The 23,258-nt window shown below is 35.3% G+C and carries 17 protein-coding genes; 7 read left to right on the top strand and 10 right to left on the bottom strand.

Annotated features, from left to right (window positions below):
- Nucleotides 1-488 precede the first annotated feature (488 nt).
- The 3 genes from EM308_RS05865 to EM308_RS05855 all read left to right on the top strand — a co-directional run bounded on the left by EM308_RS05865 (nt 489) and on the right by EM308_RS05855 (nt 6,183).
- Nucleotides 489-3,896 carry a hypothetical protein gene (locus EM308_RS05865; RefSeq protein ID WP_316930223.1) on the top strand — a complete coding sequence of 1,136 codons (3,408 nt, stop codon included), beginning with the start codon at nt 489-491 and terminating at the stop codon, nt 3,894-3,896.
- Between the two features lie 313 nt (nt 3,897-4,209).
- Nucleotides 4,210-4,947 (top strand): hypothetical protein, encoded by a 738-nt coding sequence (locus EM308_RS05860; RefSeq protein WP_157503391.1) that lies wholly within the window; start codon nt 4,210-4,212, stop codon nt 4,945-4,947.
- A 174-nt stretch (nt 4,948-5,121) separates the two neighbouring features.
- Nucleotides 5,122-6,183, top strand: coding sequence for a glycosyltransferase family protein (locus EM308_RS05855; RefSeq protein WP_035634300.1), 1,062 nt, complete (start codon nt 5,122-5,124; stop codon nt 6,181-6,183).
- 287 nt (nt 6,184-6,470) lie between these two features.
- Here the strand turns inward: EM308_RS05855 and EM308_RS05850 are convergent, their stop codons facing one another.
- The 9 genes from EM308_RS05850 to EM308_RS05810 form a co-directional block, all read right to left on the bottom strand.
- The gene (locus EM308_RS05850; RefSeq protein ID WP_035634298.1) at nt 6,471-7,484 is read right to left on the bottom strand and encodes a DUF481 domain-containing protein; all 1,014 of its coding nucleotides are present in this window, start codon (nt 7,482-7,484) and stop codon (nt 6,471-6,473) included.
- 141 nt (nt 7,485-7,625) lie between these two features.
- Nucleotides 7,626-8,291, bottom strand: coding sequence for a phosphate signaling complex protein PhoU (phoU, locus tag EM308_RS05845; protein ID WP_035634296.1), 666 nt, complete (start codon nt 8,289-8,291; stop codon nt 7,626-7,628).
- Nucleotides 8,292-8,383: 92 nt separating this feature from the next.
- On the bottom strand, nt 8,384-9,142 hold the full coding sequence (gene pstB, locus EM308_RS05840; protein ID WP_035634294.1) for a phosphate ABC transporter ATP-binding protein PstB: 759 nt from the start codon (nt 9,140-9,142) through the stop codon (nt 8,384-8,386).
- 42 nt (nt 9,143-9,184) lie between these two features.
- Nucleotides 9,185-10,129 (bottom strand): phosphate ABC transporter permease PstA, encoded by a 945-nt coding sequence (pstA, locus tag EM308_RS05835; RefSeq protein WP_081907225.1) that lies wholly within the window; start codon nt 10,127-10,129, stop codon nt 9,185-9,187.
- Nucleotides 10,130-10,131: 2 nt separating this feature from the next.
- Nucleotides 10,132-11,331, bottom strand: coding sequence for a phosphate ABC transporter permease subunit PstC (gene pstC, locus EM308_RS05830; RefSeq protein ID WP_051877648.1), 1,200 nt, complete (start codon nt 11,329-11,331; stop codon nt 10,132-10,134).
- Nucleotides 11,332-11,412: 81 nt separating this feature from the next.
- A complete protein-coding gene (locus tag EM308_RS05825; protein ID WP_035634448.1) occupies nt 11,413-12,246 on the bottom strand; it encodes a PstS family phosphate ABC transporter substrate-binding protein in 834 nt (277 codons plus the stop codon).
- A 122-nt stretch (nt 12,247-12,368) separates the two neighbouring features.
- Nucleotides 12,369-13,685: a porin gene (locus tag EM308_RS05820; RefSeq protein WP_035634292.1), complete on the bottom strand. Its 1,317-nt coding sequence runs from the start codon at nt 13,683-13,685 to the stop codon at nt 12,369-12,371.
- A 198-nt stretch (nt 13,686-13,883) separates the two neighbouring features.
- Nucleotides 13,884-14,975 carry a sensor histidine kinase gene (locus EM308_RS05815; RefSeq protein WP_035634289.1) on the bottom strand — a complete coding sequence of 364 codons (1,092 nt, stop codon included), beginning with the start codon at nt 14,973-14,975 and terminating at the stop codon, nt 13,884-13,886.
- Between the two features lie 102 nt (nt 14,976-15,077).
- Nucleotides 15,078-15,761, bottom strand: a complete 684-nt coding sequence (locus EM308_RS05810) for a response regulator transcription factor (protein WP_035634286.1) — start codon at nt 15,759-15,761, stop codon at nt 15,078-15,080.
- Nucleotides 15,762-15,999: 238 nt separating this feature from the next.
- Between EM308_RS05810 and EM308_RS05805 the strand changes: the two genes are divergently transcribed.
- From EM308_RS05805 to EM308_RS05790, 4 genes are all read left to right on the top strand, one after another.
- Nucleotides 16,000-18,807: a TonB-dependent receptor gene (locus tag EM308_RS05805; RefSeq protein WP_035634283.1), complete on the top strand. Its 2,808-nt coding sequence runs from the start codon at nt 16,000-16,002 to the stop codon at nt 18,805-18,807.
- A 220-nt stretch (nt 18,808-19,027) separates the two neighbouring features.
- On the top strand, nt 19,028-20,233 hold the full coding sequence (locus EM308_RS05800) for a hypothetical protein (protein ID WP_035634280.1): 1,206 nt from the start codon (nt 19,028-19,030) through the stop codon (nt 20,231-20,233).
- A gap of 93 nt (nt 20,234-20,326) precedes the next feature.
- A complete protein-coding gene (locus tag EM308_RS05795; RefSeq protein WP_035634277.1) occupies nt 20,327-20,665 on the top strand; it encodes a T9SS type A sorting domain-containing protein in 339 nt (112 codons plus the stop codon).
- Nucleotides 20,666-20,773: 108 nt separating this feature from the next.
- Nucleotides 20,774-21,838: a LuxE/PaaK family acyltransferase gene (locus tag EM308_RS05790; protein ID WP_035634446.1), complete on the top strand. Its 1,065-nt coding sequence runs from the start codon at nt 20,774-20,776 to the stop codon at nt 21,836-21,838.
- Between the two features lie 90 nt (nt 21,839-21,928).
- Here EM308_RS05790 and tyrS read toward each other — a convergent pair whose 3' ends face one another.
- Nucleotides 21,929-23,227 (bottom strand): tyrosine--tRNA ligase, encoded by a 1,299-nt coding sequence (gene tyrS / locus EM308_RS05785; RefSeq protein ID WP_035634275.1) that lies wholly within the window; start codon nt 23,225-23,227, stop codon nt 21,929-21,931.
- Between the last annotated feature and the right edge of the window lie 31 nt (nt 23,228-23,258).

The following is a 23,258-nucleotide window of genomic DNA, read 5'->3' as shown; positions in this document are numbered from 1 at the left end:
TATACAAAAACTCTCATTAAGACCGATAGCGCGGATTTGCAATCATAAGTGTTCGAAACATGAGTTTGTTAGTATTGGTTTGCCTCCAGCTTCAGCTGGAGGAATTAGATTTTGAGAAAAAAAAGGCTTTAGCCAAATAAAATTGTTGATTTTTTAGGCTAAAGCCAATTTGTCTTTGCACTTAGTTACCTCCAGCTAAAGCTGGAGGCAATTGATTAACTAGTTTAGCATCGACCAAATTCAGTATTTATCTTTATCAAATATACAACAATTCTTATAAATCACAACAAAACCTTACCTTCTAATGCTTTATTCGTCAAATAAAAAAATCCGTATAAATCTGTTTTATCTGTTTTATCCGTTTCATCCGTGTGCCATTTTACCCGCCATTTCGCAATTCAAGAAACCAACAAACATCATAAAATAATAAACACTATTTTTGGCGCATTGGACTTGTATTATTTATGCTAAAAAAAGTATTGTTTTGGATGGCTATTTTTTGTTTTTCGGGGCTTTGGGCTCAGGAAACAGAATCGAGTTATGCTTCCAAAAAAATAGCTTTTACAACAGATACCATTCATTTGGAATCGGTGAGTATAAACTCTAGCTTTTTCAAAGTTTTGGATGCCAAAAACCAAGTTATTGACAGCACTTTGTACCAAGTCAACTTTCCAAAAGGCTATCTTATATTCAAAAACCAAAACCCGCCACCTACAGATTCTTTAACGGTTCACTATCTAAAATTACCAGATTTTTTAACCAAAGAATATACTATTTACGACAGTAGCAAAATTCTGGACAACGATGCCACCAATCAGAATTTATACAAAATGGAACGCTTTTCGACACCAAAAAACATTCCGTTTGACGGTCTTCTCGCGTCAGGAAGTCTTTCTAGAGGTGTAACTATGGGCAACAATCAAAATGCGGTGGTCAATTCGAATCTTGATTTTCAGCTCACGGGAAAAATTTCCGAGAAAGTGAGTCTCCGTGCTTCCATACGGGATACTAATATTCCGGTTCAGGAAGGCAGTTATTCGCAACGGTTAAATCAATACGACAATATTTTTATGGAACTTTTCAGCGACAACTGGAATGTTCGTGCCGGAGATGTTTTCATTGGCAACAACACGACCCGATTTCTCCCTTTCAATAAAAAAATTCAGGGATTATCTGCCACGGTCAATTTCGGGAATGAAGACAGCAAGACCAACGTTTTTGCATCGGGCGGACTTGTGACGGGGAATTATGCCAGCAGTAATTTCAAAGGACAGGAAGGAAATCAGGGGCCTTATAAATTGGTTGGAAAAAATGGCGAATTGTATGTTTTGGTCATCATTGGTTCGGAGCGGGTTTATGTCAATGGCGTTTTATTGAAAAGAGGCGAAAACTTGGACTACATCATCGACTATAATTCGGGGGAAATTCGATTTAATCCTCAATTCCCCATCACTTCCGAAATGCGGATTGTGGTCGAATACCAATATTCTGAAAACAATTACACGAGATTCATCACCTACGACGGCGGTAGTTTTACCGACAAAAAATGGAATTTTGGAGCAGCGGTTTATTCTGAAAATGATTTAAAAAATCAACCCGTACAACAAAATCTCTCGAGTGAACAGGCTCATATTTTGGCGGAAGCCGGAGACAATCACGACAAAATGGTTGCCCCTTCTGCCGTTCCCGATGCGTATGACGAAAAGAAAATTCAGTACAAAAAAACGATTCTCAGCAACACAACGATTTATGAATATTCCAAAAATCCGGATGACGAATTGTACAATGTTCAGTTTACTTTGGTCGGTCAAGCCAAAGGAAATTACAAACTGACTAATCCAACAAGCGTGGATAAAATATTTGAATATGTCGCTCCGGCAAATGGAATTCCGCAAGGAAATTACGAGCCCATTATTCAACTCGTTGCTCCCACAAAATCGCAGGTGGCAACTTTCTTTGGAAAATACAATCCTTCGGAAAAAACGGCTGTCGATTTTGAATTGGCCGTCAGCAACAACGATAAAAATTTATTTTCTCCAATAGATGACTATAACAACAAAGGACTGGCCGGCGAATTCAACGCCAAACAGCGGTTGTATTCCAAAAAATGGAATGTCGATGCCTTTGTTAATTTTCAAGGCATAGAAGCCAATTTTAGACCTGTAGAACGCATCAACAGCATCGAGTTTTATCGGGATTGGAATATTAACACAACAGTTACGGGAAACCAAAGTTTGTTGGGTACAGGTTTGAATTTTAATTTAATTCCAAATGAAAACTCCAAAAATAGTGCGACAATAACGTATGCTTTCCAAAAACTGGATTTAGCCAATGCCTATTCGGGGATAAAAAACAACCTCAACGCAGGGTTTGAGTTTTCGAATTGGAGCTTCAAAAACGATGGAAGTTATCTGAAAAGCGACGCATTGGAAAACACATCAAAATTTCTGAGAAACTTTTCGCATGTTCGTTATAATTCCAATAAAAACTGGGTAGGCAACACCATTCGCTTTGAAAATAATCAGGAAAAAGACAAGGTAACACAACAATTTTCCTTACTCAGCCAACGTTTTTCGGAATACGGAATCTACGCCGGACACGGGGACAGCACAAAGGTTTATCTTCAACTGGGTTATGCAAGAAGAATAAACGACAGTGTCCAGAACGGTTTGCTGCAAAGAGTGAATACTTCGAACAGCTATAATTTACAATCCAAATTATTCAAAACCGAAAATCGGGAATTATCTGTGTTTCTCAATTACAGACAATTGAATTACACTGATTCTGCCTTAAAAACCACAAATTCACTCAATTCCAGGATACAATACAACGATCAGTTTTTTGACCGATTAATTCAGAGTAACACGCTTTACGAAACCAATTCGGGAGCAATGCCTTTTCAGGATTACACTTACGTGGAAGTTCCGGCCGGACAGGGAAAATACACTTGGAATGACTACAACGGGAATGGAATAAAAGATTTGGAAGAATTTGAAATTGCTCCATTTCCTGATTTGGCGACCTATACCCGAATCTTTTTACCCAATCAGATTTACATCAAAACCAACCAAAACAGATTCTCGCAGTCATTCATCATCAATCCTATTGTTTGGCAAAACAGTAGTACGTTCAAGAAAGCTTTATCCGTTTTTTATATGCAAACTTCCTTTATTATGGAACAAAAAGTCAAAAGTGATGGAGAACATTTGTCTTTGAATCCATTTGAACCAACATCTAATACTATTTTGGGACTTATCAAATCTTTCTCCAACAGTCTTTCGTACAACAGAGGAAAAAAAGACCATTCGGTCACTTACACTTTTACCAAAAATGAAACCCAAAATTTAGTTTCAATTGGAACCATCCAAAACAAAAACAGTTTTCACCAACTGCAGTACCAACATCTGCTTCAAAAAAGCTGGCTCTTTGACGTAATGGCAAAAACCATTCAAACCGCAACAGAATCTCAAACATTTGCCGAAAAAAATTATACGATTGAAGGCTATTTGTGGCTTCCGAAAATTAGTTATCTATTCTCAAAAAACGTCAACCTCGACCTTTTTTATGAACACTGCAAGAAGGAAAATCAGATTGGCAATTTGGACACTTTGACACAAAACCGTTTTGGCACTTCTTTCAGTTACATTGGAAATTCAAAATTTAATATAAATGGGGAAATTTCGTTGTATGAAAATGACTTTGCTGGTAACGAATTTTCATCGGCGGGATACCAAATGCTCGAAGGATTACAAAGAGGCCAAAATATAACCTGGCGTTCTTTATTTCAAATGAATCTGACCAAATTTCTGGATTTGAATTTTGTCTACCAAGGTCGAAAAAGCGAAACAAGTTACACCATTCATAACGGAAGCGTAGAATTGAGGGCTTATTTTTAAGATATTTATATATCAAAACCCGTTGAGTGAAATTGCTCCGCCAATTCGTCCCGATAATCATCGGGACTCGGATCTGTTTAAATAAAAAATGAACCACATAGAACATAGATTTCATAGTTACCCTATAAAGAATGAATAGAAATAGCACTATTTTTCACATAGATTGCTATGTGAGAAGAGAAACGATTATCTAGCTCTTTTAAAAAACTATAAATTCTATGTTTCTATGTGTTAAAAAATAATTTCACCCAACGCATATATCAAATTATAAATAAAGTCGTAAATTTAGGTTCAATCTAAAAAACAAACATCTATGAAAAAATTAGTATTATTAAGTTTCCTATTTATTGTATCGAATACTTTTTACGGACAAACCGCTCAAACGGCAGAAAAAACCACCACAGAAAAAGCTACAAAAACCACAAAAGCAACCAAAGAAAAAGTAGCCAAAGATTCCAAAACTACCGCGGAAAAAGCATCAACAAAAGCGGAAAAAGTAGCCAAAGATTCCAAAGCAACTGCTGAAAAAGAATCAGCGAAAGCTGAAAAAGCAGCAAAAGCAGCGAATGACTCAAAAGCAACTGCGGAAAAAGCATCAACAAAAGCGGAAAAAGCAGCCAAAGAATCAAAAGCAACTGCTGAAAAAGAATCAGCGAAAGCTGAAAAAGTAGTAAAAGCAGCGAATGACTCAAAAGCAACTGCTGAAAAAGCATCAGCGAAAGCTGAAAAAGCAGCAAAAGCAGCGAATGACTCAAAAGCAACTGCTGAAAAAGCATCAGCAAAAGCTGAAAAAGCAGCCAAAGAATCAAAAGCAACTGCTGAAAAAGAATCAGCGAAAGCTGAAAAAGCAGTAAAAGCAGCGAATAACTCAAAAGCAACTGCTGATAAAGCAACAGCTAAAGCAGTCAAAGAAACCAAAACAACAAAAGATGTTGTCAAAACAGCCGATAAAGTTACCGGCGAATACAATGGCAAAAAAGTATATACTGGACCAAAAGGAGGTACATACTATATTAATTCAAACGGAAACAAAACATATATCAAGCAATAGGTTTGTTTATTTCAAAAATCAGACAAAGGCTTTCCTTAATGGGTTAGCCTTTTTTTTCTGCTAATTTTCAGTAGTAATTCGTTGAATTAAATAATCTTTTAGTAATACATTGCAAACATTAATAAAATAAGCATCCTGTATTTTCGCCTTACAAATAAACCGTAAGAAATACACATGAATTTAGACTCCGAAAATAAAACCATTTTGATAGCCCCGCTAAATTGGGGATTGGGACATGCTACCCGATGTATTCCTATTATCAAAGCATTACAGGAAAATAATTTTACTCCAATTGTAGCTTCAGATGGGATTGCCCTTGAATTGCTTCGGAAAGAATTCCCGTATTTGAAGATGCTCGAGCTACCTTCTTATCAAATTGAATATGCCAAAAACGGAAAAAATTTTAAATGGAAATTGATAAAAAACCTTCCAAAAATGATTGAAGCCATTCGGGAAGAAAAAAATATCATCACCAAGTGGATTCGGAAATACGGAATTGACGGAATCATATCCGACAATCGCCTGGGGGTTTTCAGTGACAAAATCCCTTCGGTGTTTATCACGCACCAACTCAATGTAATGACAGGAAACACAACTTGGATTACAAGTAAACTCCATCAAAAAATCATCAAAAAATACAATGTCTGTTGGATACCCGATGTCGATGAAACACTAAACCTGACCGGAAAACTGGGACATCTGGAAAACAACTCTCTCAATTTAAGTTATCTGGGACCGTTGAGCCGTATGCACAAAATGCCTCTTCCACTACAGTATGACCTGATGATTGTTTTGTCTGGTCCCGAACCTCAACGCGGATTATTGGAAACCCATCTTACCGAAGAAATAAAACGATTTGAAGGAAAAGTCGTTTTTATAAAAGGAATTATCGAAAAAGAACAAAAAAAGGAACAGATTGGCAATGTAACTTATTACAATTTCATGAAAACCCGCCAGCTGGAACAAACCTTCAACGAGAGTAAAAAAGTGCTTTGTCGCTCTGGTTACACTACCATTATGGACTTGGTAAAACTCAACAAAAAAGCCTTTTTCATTCCCACTCCCGGTCAGTACGAACAAATCTATCTTGCCGAAAAATTGCAAAATGACGGTTTGGTTCCTTACGCCACTCAGGAAAACTTCAGGATTGAGGATTTGTCTAAAATAGAAGATTTCAAAGGGCTGCCGGCAATAGAATCGACTGTAAATTGGGAGGAATTGTTTAAAATTTTTTAAAACGGGCTTTTCAGTAGGAACTTAAACCCAGATCCGAGTTAAAATCTATTTATCCATAAAGTTTGTCATTCCGATGGAGGAGGAATCTCAGCACGTAATTCTGCAATCAAAATCTCCAATCTTTATCGAGTTTCTAACGGAGATTCCTCCTCCGTCGGAATGACAATATTGTGGAAAAAATCAGCGTGAAAATTTAGCACGCAGATTTAACGGATTTTTGCAGATTTTTTTTTAACCAAAAAAAAAATCGTGCTAATTTGTGTCTAACAGATAATCTGCGTAAAAAATCAATGTTTCAATTTCCATCCAAAACCCGTTGAGAAAACATAATCCAGTTTTGTTGAATTTTGAGACGGTTGGTTATCATAATTGGCATTAACAGACGCTTTTATATAAAAATCGAGTGGCAAATCGTATTTAAAAGAAAAATCCACATCGGTTCTAAAACGGCCTTTTTCAGACAAGCTGGGAAACATAGAAACGGTTGTGTTAATATCGATATCTTTTAAATTAAATGCATTAAACTGGGTGGTCAAAACCGCTTCAAATGAATTTTTATTATCGACAGAATCAAAATACTTTTCAATATTATAAGTCAAACCACCTCCGACAAGAAAATAAAGCTTATTGTTTCTGACCAAATAATTCCCCATTCCTATGCTTGGACTGTATCGCCCTTCTATGGACTGACTGGTATTGGATAAGAATGAAAAATTGGAATTAAAAAACCAATTATTTTTGTAATATCTTTTGGTATCTAAGTCTAGATCTACCCTGTTAATATCATCCACTCCATCCTGTACGGTATATAACTCATCGTATTTTGCGGTATGAATCCACTTTTCACTAACATAATTCAATTGCAATGAAAAAGTTAATTGCTGGCTATTATTTTCCTTTGTTAAGTTGTAACCAAAATCAAACGCTCCCGTAAAATGTTTCCAAAATTCAGTTTCTATTTTGTTCAAGCTTACAATTTTTGCAATTCGAATATCTCGTATGGTATCATCGCTGGTAATGGTGACTTCACTATCTTTGTTTGATCTTAAAGTCCCAAAAAAACTCGCCCCATCCACTAAGTAAATAGAATATTTATTCACCAGTTTTAGCCGTATTACTTTATCAAATGCAATTTTAAAATCTTCGTCACTGTATTTGGTTTCGACAGTCAGTATGTTATTCGACATACTTTTTACCTCCCCTACCATCATCTCCTTGTTTTTAAAATACAGTGTATCCTTCTGCCCATACATCAGTCCGATTGAAAACAACAAAAAGAAAGAAAGCAAAATATATTTCATAAAAGCCAGATAGAAGTCACAGTATAAAGTTATACAATTGAATTGAAAAAAAATATTTACAATTGCAAAAAACAAAAAAGCCGAAACAATTTATTTGTCCGGCTTTCAATAATTTATGATTTGAATTCTAAAAAACAACGATTAATTTTCCAATTTCTCGTGTTTAATAATTTTGGCATTGACCGTAAAATAAACATACTCGGCAATGTTTGTGCAATGCTCAGAAATACGCTCCAAATGTTTCAAAACAATTACCAGATTGGTTCCAGAAACCACAGCTTTGGAATTAACTTTCATTTCATTGATAATACCGTGAATGGCATCCTCACATTGATTTCTTATTTCCTTGTTCAAAACAAATATTTCCCCCGAAGCTTTACCATCCTGATCAGCAAAACATTTGTTGGTTTTTATGGTAACCAATTCAACTTGTCTGGTAATATCGGCAATATCAAACTTTTCGATTAAATCGTGTTTTTCTTTTATGTTTTTTGCTTTTTTTACAATGCTGATAGACAAATCACCAATTCGTTCAATCTCATTACTGATTTGCATTGCCGACATAATAAAACGTAAATCTGTAGCAACAGGCTGTTTCAGCGCAAAAATACTTTGACAAATCTCATCAATTTTAACATCCAATTTATCAATTTTGGATTCCGTTTTTTTGATGACTTTCCCTTCGGCGGCTTCTGGCTCCTGCAAAAGAATTTTCACGGCTTCGCTCACTTGACCTTCTGCCAATTTTCCGATTTTTTTAATAATATTTTTTAAATTATCTAATTCCATTTCGAAATGTGTTGCCATTGTATTATGTTTAAAATTATGGAAGTTTAAAAGTTTTAATTGTTAATAGTTTTGAAACAACTATCATACCAAAACTAATACACCTGTATGCATTAACCAAATCTTCCTGTAATATAATCTTCTGTTTGTTTTTCCGAAGGTTTGGTAAAAATTGTATTCGTTTTCCCCATTTCTATCAGATTTCCCATGTAGAAAAAGGCCGTATGATCACTCGTTCTTGCGGCTTGTTGCATGTTATGAGTTACAATAATAATCGTATAATCCTCTTTTAACTGGTGTATCAGTTCTTCAATTTTTGAAGTAGAAATTGGATCCAAAGCACTTGCTGGTTCGTCCATCAAAATAATATCCGGGCTTACCGCCAATGTTCTCCCGATGCACAAACGTTGTTGTTGCCCCCCAGAAAGTCCTAATGCAGAATCACCCAAACGGTCTTTCAGCTCATCCCAAATTGCAGCCTGACGTAATGACTTTTCTACAATTTCATCCAATTGTGCTTTATCATTTATTCCGTTGATACGTGGCCCGTAGGCTATATTTTCGTAAATGGATTTTGGAAACGGATTCGATTTTTGAAAAACCATTCCGATTTTTTTTCGAATATTAACAACATCTACGTTTTTGTCGTAAATATCTATTCCCTCTACGTGCATTTTTCCAGTAATCGTAACATTAGGAATCAAATCATTCATTCTGTTAATGCATCTCAAAAAAGTAGATTTCCCGCAACCTGATGGCCCAATGAGAGCTGTCACTTTATTGGCAGGAATATCCATGGTGATTTCGTTCAGCGCCTTTTTTTCACCATAGTGTAATGACAAATCTTTAACTTTTATCTTTATGTCCTTCATTTTATTTATATCTAAAAGAATAATCCAATTAAGTGGGTTATATTATTTTGCTTTTCTTCTGATTCTTGATCTGATCATTACTGCGACGATATTGAGAGACAATGTCAAGATTAACAATACCAAAGTTGTCGCAAACTGTATTGGCATGGTTTTCTCCACATCCGAAGATTGGGTAGACATAATATAAATATGATAACCCAAGTTCATGAATTGGTCACTCAAAGAACCCGGCAACGTAGCCAAATAATAGGCTGCACCAGTAAACAGTATTGGAGCAACTTCGCCGGCTCCCCTGCTCACAGCAAGAATGGTTCCTGTCATAATTCCGGAAATAGATCCCGGAAGAACCACCTTTCTAATAGTTTGCCATTTGGTTGCGCCAAGTGCCAGACTCGCTTCCCGTAATTCTCTTGGAATCGTTTTTAAGGATTCTTCGACAGAAACAATAATAACTGGCAAAGTCAATAAAGACATCGTTAAACTCGCCCAAAGAATATTAGGTTGTCCCCAACGCAATTGACCACCATTAAAAACAGTATCGGCTCCGGTTCCCACAAACTGGATGAAAAAACCGAGTCCAAAAAGCCCGAAAATAATCGATGGAACTACAGCCAAAGTACGTACCGAGAATCGAACTGCCGCAGCAAATTTGGATTTTTCACTGGCATATTCGGTTAAGTAAAGTGCCGTAATCGTGCCAAAAGGAACGGCTGCAATAGACATTACAATCACCAAAATAAAAGTACCTATCAAGGCTGGAAAAATTCCTCCTTCGGTCATTCCGTTGGTTGGAAAAGTCGAAATAAATTCCCAAGAAAACTTACTTCTTCCTTCATAAATAATAATTCCCAAAACAACAGCAAGAACGGCAATAATAAGAATTACGGCCAATTGCGTAATCCCTACAAAAAGTTTTCCTTTTATTTCCGAAGCATTTCTTTTGCTGGAAAAAAAGTGGTTTTCTGATATATCTAAAACTTTTTCCATACTTATTTTCCTTGGAATTTTTTCAATAATTTACCTTTCACATAAAACTCAGCTATTGCATTTAAAGCAAATGAAAAGACAAAAAGCAATGATCCTATGAAGAACAAAACACTGTAATGCGTTTCTCCAAATACTGTTTCGGCCATTTCGGAACCAATGGTCGCTGCAAAAGTTCGCACGCTTTCAAAAGGATTTGCCGAAAGTAACGCTGCGTTTCCAGTTGCCATCAAGGCAATCATTGTTTCGCCAAAAATTCTTCCGATTCCGAGCAACAGTGCAGCAAAAATCCCGGGCGTTGCAGCAGGCAAAACCACAAAAAAAGCAGTTTGCCACTTACTGGCTCCCAATGCAAGACTTGCTTCGGTATACGTTTTAGGAACAGATGCCAAAGCATCTTCTGAAATTGTATAAATAATAGGAATCGCCGCCAAAGCCATTGCTATCCCACCGATAAAAGCATTTAATCGGGAATCATACCCGAACACATTCTGAAAAAAACTAGCCAAAACCATCAAAGCAAAAAAACCAATAACCACCGATGGAAAAGCAGCCAGCATTTCGATAATCGGTTTTATAATTTCTTTGTTTTTTTTGGAAGCAAAACAAGAAGTATATAATGCGGCCAATACCGCCAATGGACCAGCAATCAGCATTGCGATAATGGTCACCTTCAAGGTTCCTATCAACAAACCAATCAAACCGTATCGTGGATTATCCGAAACCGGAACCCACTCTGTACTAACAAAGGTATTCCAGGTTTTACCAGACTCTTCGCTATTTTGGGAAACGGCATTTGTTTCATCTTCCACCGGTACAGTCAAGTCTTCTTTTGGAGTGTCTCCGTAACTTTCTGGTTTCAAATCATCTTGTGGCGCGGGCTCAGAACCATAAGTCTCCGGTTTTAACTCCTCTGTTGTTTCGGCACCATATGACTCCGGCTTCAACTCTTCTGAAGATGCTCCGTACGATTCTGGTTTGCCAACATTTGAAGCCTGAATTTCGGTTTTCGTTTTATCATTATTCCCAAAACGGAACAATGGCATTGACTCTTTGAAAACAAAAATAAAAATCAGAAAAATAGTCGCAATCGACAAAAAAGCAATCGATGTTATCACTTTTTCGGCTAGGAATTCAGATAACCTGAATTGTTTCTTCAGACTTTCTTTAGTGAAACTTTGTTTTATGGGAAATTGTGAATCCATTTTATTTATTTGGGTTCGTATAGGATAAACAACAAATATCCCTCATTTTTGATTTCGAGAATGAGGGATATTTGCTTTACATTATTTTAAAGGATAATAACCAACATCAGCAATAAGTGCTTGCCCTTCTGGACTTAAAATCCAATCAACAAACGCTTTAATCTCACCTGTTGGTTTCGATTTCAAATACATATATAAGTATCTTGAAATAGGGTAAGTATGATTTTTGATTGTAGCAGCTGTTGGCAAAATACCTGGACTTTTATCGTCTTTTTTTACTGCACAGTCTTTTACACCTTCAGCATAAGCCGCTCCACCGTAACCTATAGAAAATTTATCTTTTTTTACGGCATTTACAATTGCTGCAGTTCCAGGCAAAGTTTGGCAAGATGGAGAAAAATCAGTTTTTACCACATTGTCTTTGAAGAAACCAAAAGTACCAGAACTGCTTTCTCTACCATATAATTTGATTGGTGCATCTGGTCCTCCTACTTCATTCCAGTTTGTGATTTTACCTGCAAATATTTGTCCAATTTGTTTAAGAGTAAGGGCTGTAACCGGATTTGCTTTGTTCAAATAAACAGACAAACCATCTTTGGCACAAGGAATCTCAACTCCAAGTGTGTTGTATCTTGCTTTTAGTTTTTCTACTTCCGAAGATTTGATAGGACGGCTTGAATTGGCGATATCTGTAGAACCATTTATCAATGCTGCCAAACCTACTCCAGAACCACCGCCTGTAACCTGAATAGTGGCTCCCGGATTTTTTTTCATATATACTTCAGCCCATTTTTGGGACAAAATAACCATTGTGTCAGAACCTTTTACGGTCACTTTATTTAGAGTGGTAAATGAAAATCCTATTCCCATTACAACCAGAACAAATAATGCTACTTTTAATTTTGTTGTTTTCATAAGTAAATGTTTATTGTTTTTTTTATTTGTCTTATGTAATTCGCATTTCAACATTGGTCTTTGTTACCAATTTGCAGTCATGCTCATTTCATGTTTTAATTTATTTAAATCGTGTTTTAAATTTAGAATCTAGCTTGTACTCTTAGAGTGAATATATTATCGTGTTTGTCAATTTTAAAATCCTCACCGGCGTTTTGAGATTTCTCATTTATTGGCATAACATAACATGCCATTAATTTTATGTTGTCATTGAAAAAATATTGCCATGCGTAAGTCCAGTTATTGTATCTCAAATCACCTGCATTTGTAATCGCGTTTCCAGACATTTTTGTATTAGGGTCAAAAACATCATATCGTATAGAAGCGGTATTGACTTTACCTATGTTTTTAACAAATGAAATATAATAACCTTCTACGTTTCTTATTTTATTTGCATTAAATAATGAATTAACCTGAGCAGCATTTGTCGTTCCAGAATAGGTTCCTCTGATATACTCTCCTTTTAAAGACAATCCTCCAAGGAAATCATAATAGGCTTGCAGTTCTCCGCCAAATAATTCTTTATTCAATCTATCTCCTACTTTAGGAATAAATGGATTATTGTTTACATCTGAAAATACTGTAGGAGGTGTTGTTTGAGCAATTACAGTAGTTTTTCCAAGATAAGTGTGCGCTCCAAAATCTATTCCCAATGAATTACTCAACATTTTCACAGAATAAACTCCTCTAGCCATTAGATCTTTGGCGTTATCAACGTCTTTTGCCTGGCTAGCCAATGATCCTTCTCCGAAGTTACCGTTAAGTACAGCGACTTGTAATTTTAAAGGAAAGTTGTATTTGGTCGCAAAATCAGCTTCTAATTTAACTCCCTGATCTCTTTCTGTCGGATAAAGTGTTCTTGTCATTAAAGTTCTTTCTGCAAATTCTCTTGATGCCGAAGAATATTCTATTTCATAAGTAGGTCTATTAAATTGTCCAACCCATAAAGAGAATGTATTAAGCCAACGGTCATTTAACTGAACGTAAGCATCTTTCAAAGTAACCTGATGCACTTCATAGTTAGGCTGCAAAACAAAATTCACACCATCAATAGGTTTATAAGTGAATTTAATCCTTGCTCTCCTGATATAAAACGAATTATCCTCGTATGAAGTAGTACCGCTAACAGGAACACCATGTATCGTCCCGTCAGACGACCAAGTATCATACATTTCGTACTGAGCCTGAATATAACCTGAAACTTTAATCTTATTCAGCTCATTAACAATCGCTTCCAAACCGGAAAATTTTTCTTCATAACCTGCTAATTTCATTGAATGATCATTGACAGTTGCAGCCAACGAATCCAGACTGACTTTTTTTACTGTATCTTTTTCAACTTCTTGAGCAGTGATAATACCACATAACGATATCATTATTGCAACTATAACTTTTTTCATTTTTCTTAATGTGAATGTTAATTTGTTGCAAAGGTGACACTGCTATGTTAAGTTAAAGTTAACACAAGGTTATTTAGATGATAATTTAATGTTAATCGGTTTTTTCTTTAACAAATCGCAAAATAGTTTTCTTACTTAAAAATTAATTAGTGCTAAAAATCAACGCATTAGCAATTTAAAGTTAAAACTATCAAATGTTTAATTTATTTTCGTTTTTAGACCAAACTGATCTGTGATGTAGGTTTTTTCGAGTGTAAAAGAAAACTCGGAACCGATTCCAAATTCACTTTCCACATAAATTTTTTCTTTATGGGCTTCGAGAATATGTTTTACAATGGAAAGTCCTAAACCAGAACCTCCTTCGGTACGGGAGCCGCTTTTATCCACTCTGTAAAAACGCTCAAAAAGTCTTGGTATATTATGAGCTTCTATTCCTTCGCCGTTATCCGATATGCGTACCAATACTTTTTTATTGGTTAAATTCACAATCGAAACTTCGGTCAGACCGTCTTCTTTTCCATATTTTATGGAATTTACAATTAAATTTTCGACTACCTGCTGAATTTTGTCTTTATCTCCATTTACAAAAATGGGCTGAATATTATCATTTTCGAATGCCAAAGTAATTCCTTTTTTATCGGCTTTCATTTCCAGCAAATCAAAAACGTTCTTAATGAGTTTTACTAAATCAAATTTTGTAAAATCAAGATTCAAATCCCCAGATTCCAATTTGGTAATCATATCCAAATCTTCGACTATATAAATCAATCGCTCCACTCCTTTTTCGGCGCGTTTCAAATATTTCTTTCTGATTGATTTATCTTCCATCGCGCCATCAATCAGCGTTGATAAGTAACCCTGAACTGTAAACAAAGGCGTTTTGAGTTCGTGGGAAACATTACCAAGAAATTCTCTTCGATACTCTTCACGTATCTGAAGCATTTCTATTTCCAGTTTTTTATCGGTTGCAAACTTCTTTACTTCCCTTGTCAATGTTTCCATATCGGTAGTGATCGGTTTATTGATAAAGGTACTTGATTCTAATAGTGACACGTCGTCATAAATTTTCTTCACCCTTCGGTAAATAAAGCGTTCCACTCGATATTGTAAAACAAAAAATGAAAATACGTAGACAAAAAAGAGGCTGATAAAACCAAACAACAACATGTCTGCAAATGAAGATTTGAACAGCATCTCAGATAAAATCATGCAAAATCCTGAAACAAATAAACTAATATACAATGCCGATTTTATCGCAAACTTGTAACTTTTCTTGAAATTGATTTTCATTATTTTTTAAGTTTCTAAGATTCTGAGATGCTAAGATACTTAGTTTCTAAAAAAACTCAGAATCTTAGCATCTCAGAATCTTAGCATCTTTTTTAAAAAACGCTACACCTCAAACTTATATCCTACTCCTTTGATGGTCTTAAAAAGATCATCGCCAATTTTTTCGCGAAGCTTACGAATGTGAACATCAATAGTTCTACCGCCAACAACAACATCGTTTCCCCAAACTTTATCAAGTATTTCTTCTCTTTTAAAAACTTTTCCAGGTTTTGAGGCCAAAAGGTAAAACAGTTCAAATTCTTTTCTAGGCAAAGCGATTTCGAGATTATCCTTTACAATTTTGTATTCTTCACGGTTAATTTCGATTCCGCCCACATTGAGAGTTTCGCTACTTTGATCCTGTTCTTTTAGCCTTCGCAAAAGCGCTTTGACTTTGCTGACCAATAATTTTGGTTTTATCGGTTTGGTGATATAATCATCGGCACCGGCATCAAATCCGGCCACTTGCGAATAGTCCTCATTTCTGGCAGTCAAAAAAGTAATGATAACATTATTCAGTTCCGGAATTCTTCGGATGTGCTCACAAGCTTCCATTCCGTCCATTTCCGGCATCATCACATCCATTATAATAAGGCTAGGTATTTCTTTTCTGGCTTTTTCGATAGCATCCTTACCATTTACTGCCGTAACAATCTGATAGCCTTCTTGTGCCAGGTTATAGCCTACAATTTCTAATACATCCGGCTCATCATCAACCAGTAAAATTTTGGTATTTCTTTTCTTCATATTTAATAGAAAAAATTAGTTGAGTCGCTGTATTTCTCTCTTACTTAAATACAACGCCTTTTTTTTGTTATGTAAAAGTAATAATAAACGACAACTATCAATACAAAAAAACAGGACTTAACCTTAATTTAATATGTTAACTATTTCATAATAATTTTGACATTGATTGATAACTTGATGTTAACACATACACTATAATCCTGCCATTTCTTTGCAGAAAAATTAAACACTACTTAAAATGAAATTAAAATTTCTATTCTTTACCCTATTTATTTGTGTTATTGGTTTTTCGCAAAACAAAGGAACAATAACCGGAATTTTATTAGACAAAGATTCAAACAATCAGCCCTTGCCTTTTGCTAATATCCTTATCAAAGGAACAAAAATTGGAGCCAATACCGACGTAAACGGAAAATATTCAATAATCATAACTCCAGGAAATTACATAATACAATTTAGTTTTGTTGGATATGAAACCAAAGAGGTTTCTGTAACTGTTGTTGCAGATAAAACTATTGAAGTAAACAGTACATTGGGATCAGGAAGCTACACTTTGAAAGATGTAGTAGTAAAATCCAACGGTGGTGGAAGAGAAAAAGAAACCGCTTTATTATTGGAACAAAAAAATGCAGTTGTCATCAAACAAAGTATCGGTGCTCAGGAAATGTCCCGAAAAGGAGTTAGCGATGTCGAAGAAGGTTTGACCAAAATAACAGGAATCACCAAAGTAGGTTCGAGAGGTTTATTTGTACGAGGACTGGAAGACCGTTACAATAATTTACTGATTAACGATTTGGCTGCGCCAACAAACAATCCTTTTTCAAAAATAGTTCCTTTGGATTTGTTCCCTACAAACATTGTTGGAACTATTGATGTGTACAAAACTTTCAATCCAAATATCTATGGCGATTTTGCCGGGGGGACTTTCAATATTCAAACTTCAAAAGTAAACAAAAGTATTACCAAACTGAATCTTGGTTTTGGATATACAACAGGAAATAGCCTTAAAGATTTCTTACTATCTCAGGATGCTGAAACGACACAAGGTTTTTGGGGTTTTAATGGAAGCGAAAGAGCTCTTCCTGGTTTTCTGGGAGAAACTGCTTCCAGAAAAACATTCACCACCGACCAGGCCTTAAACTCAATTAACAATGATAAAGGTTTTAGTGTAAGTGAATCTAAAAGCCCATTAAACACGAGCATCAATCTTTTGCATGCAGAAAAATTCAATTGGAAAAATGATCAGATTTTCTCGTATTTACTTTCGATAAATTATGACAATAATTTTGCTGTAAGAGAAGGTGTTGATAGAACAATCGATTTACAAAGTTCGGGTTCAAAATATGTAAACAACTTCATTACGACTGATTATCGCTTTAAAACAACGAATTCAGCATTAGTTGGATTAAATTACGGTACTGACAGACTAAAATTATCGTTTAACACTTTGTACCTAAGAACTACCTTAAACTCCATCAAAGATCAATACGGTCAAGCTGGTGGCGCTGCTCCCCAAAACGTATATCTGCGCACGAACCAATTGGACAAAAGTGATTATTTGAATGCCCAACTATTAGGCGAATATGCAATAACAAAAGACAAAAATCAAACTATCAAAGCTGGAGCTTCATTTGCTACCACAAAATATGATCAGCCGGATCGTAAATTTATCACAGGTTTTAAAACTGGTGAAGACATCATTAGTTCTTCATACGGAGGAAACAATTTATTGCGTCAGTATTTAACAGTTGACGGTAATTCATTTTATTCTACAATGGCTGAATACAATTTGAAATTTGGAAATAATGACAAACAAAACAAATTAACAGTAGGATACAATGGCAACGGATCTATGATGGAATCTTCATACCGTTTTATTTCAAGTGCTGGCAATGGTTTTACTACAAACATAAATACTATTGACAATCAAATAACCAACGACATCTTAGCCAATAAAGTGGTTTTTAGCGAAAGCTCTAATGCTACTTATAAAGTTAAACTAGACGAGATGGCGAATGCAGCTTACACCAATTTGTTTTTAAAATTTGGAGATAAATTTGAAGTAAATGGAGGAATTCGATTTGAAAGCACTCTTAAAGAAACACATTACAGAACTTTAGGGTCTTTTGATTCTACTTTCAAAGTATTAAAATACGATAACAACTATTTTTTACCTTCATTAAACGTAAAATATTTAATGACAGAGACTGCAAATATTCGTTTTGCTGCGAGTAAAACCTATACAAGACCTGTAATTATGGAGTCGTTCCCTATTTCATACATCAATGCTGACGGAACTTCAACTCAAGGAAACTCGATTTTGAAAAACAGCGACAATTATAATGCTGATTTAAAATATGAACTGTTCCCAACAGCCAAAGAAATGATTACCGTTGGATTATTTGGAAAGCATATTATCAATCCAATCGAAAAGACTTTTATATCAAACGCAACAACGGGAACTGTTACCACTTTTCTAAATTCAGACAATGCAAATTTATTTGGACTAGAAACTGAATTACTAATTGGGTTAGATAGAATTTCAGAAAATTTATCAAACTTCTCATGGGGATTAAATGCTACTTTAATGTCATCCAAAGTTACTGTTAGCCCTACTTTTGAATCTATAGACGAGGACGGAATTATCACCGTAAAACCTTCTATCGAAACGCACCAATCAAGATCATTGCAAGGTGCTTCAGATTGGTTAGTTAACTCTGATTTGAAATATGAATTTAATCTTAACAAAGACTGGTCAAACACTATTTCGCTGGTTTATGGTGTTTTTGGAAAAAGAATATACGCTGTAGGAACAAATGGTCAGGATCACACGTATGAGCTTCCTGTTCAACAATTAAACTTTGTTTGGGGAAGTAAAGTTTCAGAACATTTTGACCTAAAATTTACTGCGGACAATCTACTGAACCCTGTTCGAAAACTTGAATTTGGAAATGATGGTACGATAAAAGTAGCCGAAAATTCACTATTGGCTAATAGCTATAAAAAAGGTATTGGATTCTCATTAAAACTAGGATACTCTTTTTAGAAATTCTTACAAAAAACAAACAATTAAAGCTCTGTTTATCAGGGCTTTTTATATTTATAATAACAAATAGAAATCTTTCAAAAAAACCTGAATTTAACATAACATTTTCTTGACGTTAACATTGTTTTTTGATAACGGTAATGTAATATTCTGGTAACCCCTGCAGGGAATTTAGCTTATACATTTGTCATAAATAAATCAAAAAAAATACAACTATCTTATGAAAACAAAATTTTTAGCTTTAGCACTTGCAACAGGGTTATTTTTAAATTCTTGCTCTTCTAGCAGTGATGATTCAACTCCTGTTATTACACCAGCTACAGGCGAAATTACAGGTCAAATAACTTCAAACATTACTTATCCTTACGGAAACTACACCTTGAAAGGAATTGTAAAAATCAACGCCGGTACAACAGTAACATTTGACGCCGGTTCTACAATTACATGTGATAAAACAACAGGAGACAATGCTTTGGTGGTTTTAAATGGTGGTAAACTAATCATCAACGGTACAGCTGACAAACCAGTTGTATTTACAGAAAAATCAAAAGTACCAGGTTCTTGGGGCGGAATCATTATGTATGGTGATGCTCCTGCAAAAGTAGCCGGAGGAGGTGCAACTTCAACTTCTGAAGACGGAAATAACATCTCTTACGGATCAGCAAATCCAAACCCAGCTCACAATGGTGGTTCATTAGTATATGCAAGAGTAGAATATGCAGGTTCAAAACTAGCTGATGGACAAAAAGAAAACAATGGTTTTACTTTCTACTCAGTAGGTTCTGGAACAACTTTGGATCACTTAGTATCCTACAAAGGGGCCGATGACGGATTTGAATTCTTTGGAGGAACAGTAAGTATGACAAACGCTATTTCTTTTGGTAACTATGACGACGCTTTTGACTGGCAAGACGGATGGCAAGGTCAGGCAAACAGCAACTGGTACGCTTACCAAACCGGAAAAGGTAACTATGGAATGGAAATTGAAGCTTCTCTTAATGACAACGCTTTCTACCCTGTAGTAAAAAACATCACTTTGAAAAAAGAAGCAGGAACTGTACCTGAAGTTGGTGATGATCAAGTTGATGCTTTTCAATTCAAAAGAGAAGGAAATGGAGAATACAGTAATATTATTGTAAGTGGTTATGGTAACTACACAAATGCCGGAGGAACAGTTTACAAAGGTAGCGTATGTAGTATTCTTGAAGATGCTACAACAAACCAACACCAGGTAAACAAATCAAAAATCAAACTTTTGAACATAAGCATCTCTAACACGACAAGTATAATACCAACTCCGGGAACAAATCTAACATTTACAGTTGCTTTCCCAACTGGTACATTTACCCCAAGCACTACCGCAACAGGAGCTTCATTAACTTCTGGAGCATGGTGTACAGTAGACGGTGTAAACCTTCTAAAATAATCATTTTGAATTAGTTAAAATACCTCTCAAAACCTGAGAGGTATTTTTTTTTACAACATTATTATGTATATTTACATTGAATTATAGATGCGAATGAAAAAAAACTACTTTTATATTATTCTCTTATTGGCCATTTTCTTTACTAACAGTGCAACAGCACAAGATAGTAAACCGTCGCCAAAAGTGCAAGAAGACACTTCAATAGAAGGGTTGAGTTTGTACCCAAACCCTGTGACTGGTGGTAAAGTCAACATTACTTCTAAAAATGATCTTGAAAAAGGGATTGAAATTTTTAATGTATTAGGCAAAAAAGTAATGCAAACTACACTCAGTACGAGAGAGCTTAATGTTTCTAATTTATCACCAGGTGTTTACATCATAAAGATAACCGAAGAGGAAGCCACAAGCAGTCGAAAACTAATAATAAGATAAAATTCTTCTTAAAAAACTCATAAAATTCCAATTCTATTGGATTTTTTTTTATCCATATTTTTCCAAAACAAAAAAGGTCAAAAATATAATACCTTTGCACAAAAAAAATTGATTACAGCCAGCGACATATTTACCATTTCAAACCACAAGCAATTTGAAAAAATAGCTTTAAAAGTTTTCCGATTTCAATATGAAAACAATTTGGTTTACCGAGAATTTTGTGATTTATTAAAAACAGATCCACAAAAGGTAAAATCACTGTATCAAATTCCTTTTTTACCCATTCAGTTTTTCAAAAGCCATAACGTTGTCTCAAACAACGACCCAATTCAAACAACTTTTACTAGCAGCGGAACAACCGGAAGCATCACCAGTAGACATTTGGTTACCGATGTTTCTATTTATGAAGAAAGCTATCGCAAAGGCTTTTCGCAATTTTATGGAAATATAGAAGATTATGTTGTCCTCGCGCTTCTTCCGTCCTATCTTGAGAGAGAAGGCTCCTCATTAATCCACATGGTCGATGATTTAATACAATTGACCAACAACAGTGACAGCGGATTTTACCTCAACAATCACGAAGAGCTTATCGAAAAATTAACCGAATTAGACGAAGCCGGACAAAATGTTATTCTCATTGGGGTTACCTATGCTTTATTGGATTTAATCGAAACCTTCAACAATAGAAGTTCATCCTTTGAAGAAAATAAGAAGGTTCTTGACAACCTTGGGCAAAAAACTAAAAATCTGTCAAAAAAAAGAACATTCCAACTGCAACACACCATTATCATGGAAACGGGCGGTATGAAAGGCAAGCGAAAAGAAATGATTCGGGAAGAATTACACGAACAGCTTTGCAATGGTTTTGGCGTTACAGCCATTCATTCTGAATATGGCATGACTGAATTACTTTCTCAAGCTTATTCATTAGGAAACGGTGTATTTGAATGCCCTTCCTGGATGCAAATCCTTATCCGCGATACCGAAGATGCCTTAACGTATGTAACCGAAGGAAAAACAGGCGGAATCAACGTTATTGATTTGGCCAATATCAATTCCTGTTCGTTTATTGCCACTCAAGATTTGGGAAAAAAATATCCCAATACCACTTTCGAAGTATTGGGACGTTTTGATAATTCGGATATTCGAGGTTGTAATTTGATGGTTGTCTAAAGGTTTGATATATTGTTTAAATTTAAGGTTGTTCAAACCGTGTCTGTAAAGTCTCTTTTAAACTTTTAAACCATATTAAACAATTAAACCTTAAACCACTCTAATAACAAAATAGTTTTTCTTCCCGCTTTGCAACAAAACAAATTGATTGTTAATCAAATCATTGGCAGAAAGCACGAATGTTTCGTTTATTTTTTCTTTATTAACCGAGATAGAATTGGCTGTCAAAGCTCTTCTTGCTTCTCCATTCGATTTAAAGAATCCTGTTTTTTCATTCAAAACAGTAACAATCTCCAATCCCGCTTCTGCTTCGTTTCTTGATATTTCAGCTTGAGGAACACCATCAAAAACTTCTAAAAATGTGTTTTCATCAAGTGTTTTCAAATCATCGGCTGAAGCATTTCCAAAAAGAATATTCGAAGCCTTAATCGCTTTTTCCAATTCTTCTTTTGAATGAACAAAAGTTGTGATTTCTTCAGTTAATTTTCGTTGTAAAACTCTTAAATGTGGCGCAACTTTATGCTCTTCGATTAAAGCGTCTATTTCTTCTTTTCCAAGGAAAGTAAATATTTTAATGTATTTTTCAGCATCCACATCGGTAGTATTCAACCAAAATTGATAGAATTTGTACACCGAAGTTTTATCGGCAGTCAACCATACGTTTCCGCCTTCGGATTTACCAAATTTAGAACCATCGGCTTTGGTAATCAGCGGACAAGTCATTGCAAAAGCTTTGGCTTCTTCCCCAACATTCATTCTTCGTACCAATTCGGTTCCTGTAGTGATATTTCCCCATTGATCCGAACCACCCATTTGAAGCAAACAATTGTATTCTTTATGCAAATGATAAAAATCGTATCCCTGAATCAACTGATACGTAAACTCCGTAAAAGACATTCCTTCGCCTTCACCCGAAAGTCTTTTCTTCACAGAATCTTTGGCCATCATATAATTCACCGTAATACGTTTACCGACATCACGAGCAAAATTGATGAATGACAAATCTTTCATCCAATCGTAGTTATTTACTAAAACTGGCGCATTTACAGCTGTGTCATTAAAATCCAGGAAGCGAGACAAAACACCTTTTATTCCTTCAACATTCTTGGTTAGAGTAGCCTCGTCCAATAAATTTCGCTCATCCGATTTTCCAGAAGGATCTCCAATCATTCCAGTAGCTCCACCCACCAAAGCAATCGGTTTGTGTCCAAAATTTTTAAGGTGAACCAATAAAATAATCGGTACCAAACTACCAATATGCAATGAATCAGACGTTGGGTCAAATCCAATATAAGTAGTTGTCATTTCTTTCAAAAGTTGTTCTTCGGTTCCAGGCATTATATCGTGAACCAGACCACGCCACTGTAATTCGGAAATTATATTTTTCATTATGTCTTAATCAATTTTTGGCAAAGATAGT

The sequence above is a fragment of the Flavobacterium gilvum genome (genome assembly GCF_001761465.1).
Taxonomy (GTDB): Bacteria; Bacteroidota; Bacteroidia; order Flavobacteriales; family Flavobacteriaceae; genus Flavobacterium; species Flavobacterium gilvum.
The sequence above is the reverse complement of the archived record's forward strand: the minus strand, read 5'-3'. Positions and strand labels throughout refer to the sequence as shown.

What these genes read in the sequence shown, in the direction of transcription:
- EM308_RS05865 (WP_316930223.1), top strand. Translation starts at nt 489, where the DNA reads ATGGCTATTTTTTGTTTTTCGGGGCTTTGGGCTCAGGAAACAGAATCG.
- EM308_RS05860 (WP_157503391.1), top strand. Translation starts at nt 4,210, where the DNA reads ATGAAAAAATTAGTATTATTAAGTTTCCTATTTATTGTATCGAATACT.
- EM308_RS05855 (WP_035634300.1), top strand. Translation starts at nt 5,122, where the DNA reads ATGAATTTAGACTCCGAAAATAAAACCATTTTGATAGCCCCGCTAAAT.
- EM308_RS05850 (WP_035634298.1), bottom strand. Translation starts at nt 7,484, where the DNA reads ATGAAATATATTTTGCTTTCTTTCTTTTTGTTGTTTTCAATCGGACTG.
- phoU (WP_035634296.1), bottom strand. Translation starts at nt 8,291, where the DNA reads ATGGCAACACATTTCGAAATGGAATTAGATAATTTAAAAAATATTATT.
- pstB (WP_035634294.1), bottom strand. Translation starts at nt 9,142, where the DNA reads ATGAAGGACATAAAGATAAAAGTTAAAGATTTGTCATTACACTATGGT.
- pstA (WP_081907225.1), bottom strand. Translation starts at nt 10,129, where the DNA reads ATGGAAAAAGTTTTAGATATATCAGAAAACCACTTTTTTTCCAGCAAA.
- pstC (WP_051877648.1), bottom strand. Translation starts at nt 11,331, where the DNA reads ATGGATTCACAATTTCCCATAAAACAAAGTTTCACTAAAGAAAGTCTG.
- EM308_RS05825 (WP_035634448.1), bottom strand. Translation starts at nt 12,246, where the DNA reads ATGAAAACAACAAAATTAAAAGTAGCATTATTTGTTCTGGTTGTAATG.
- EM308_RS05820 (WP_035634292.1), bottom strand. Translation starts at nt 13,685, where the DNA reads ATGAAAAAAGTTATAGTTGCAATAATGATATCGTTATGTGGTATTATC.
- EM308_RS05815 (WP_035634289.1), bottom strand. Translation starts at nt 14,975, where the DNA reads ATGAAAATCAATTTCAAGAAAAGTTACAAGTTTGCGATAAAATCGGCA.
- EM308_RS05810 (WP_035634286.1), bottom strand. Translation starts at nt 15,761, where the DNA reads ATGAAGAAAAGAAATACCAAAATTTTACTGGTTGATGATGAGCCGGAT.
- EM308_RS05805 (WP_035634283.1), top strand. Translation starts at nt 16,000, where the DNA reads ATGAAATTAAAATTTCTATTCTTTACCCTATTTATTTGTGTTATTGGT.
- EM308_RS05800 (WP_035634280.1), top strand. Translation starts at nt 19,028, where the DNA reads ATGAAAACAAAATTTTTAGCTTTAGCACTTGCAACAGGGTTATTTTTA.
- EM308_RS05795 (WP_035634277.1), top strand. Translation starts at nt 20,327, where the DNA reads ATGAAAAAAAACTACTTTTATATTATTCTCTTATTGGCCATTTTCTTT.
- tyrS (WP_035634275.1), bottom strand. Translation starts at nt 23,227, where the DNA reads ATGAAAAATATAATTTCCGAATTACAGTGGCGTGGTCTGGTTCACGAT.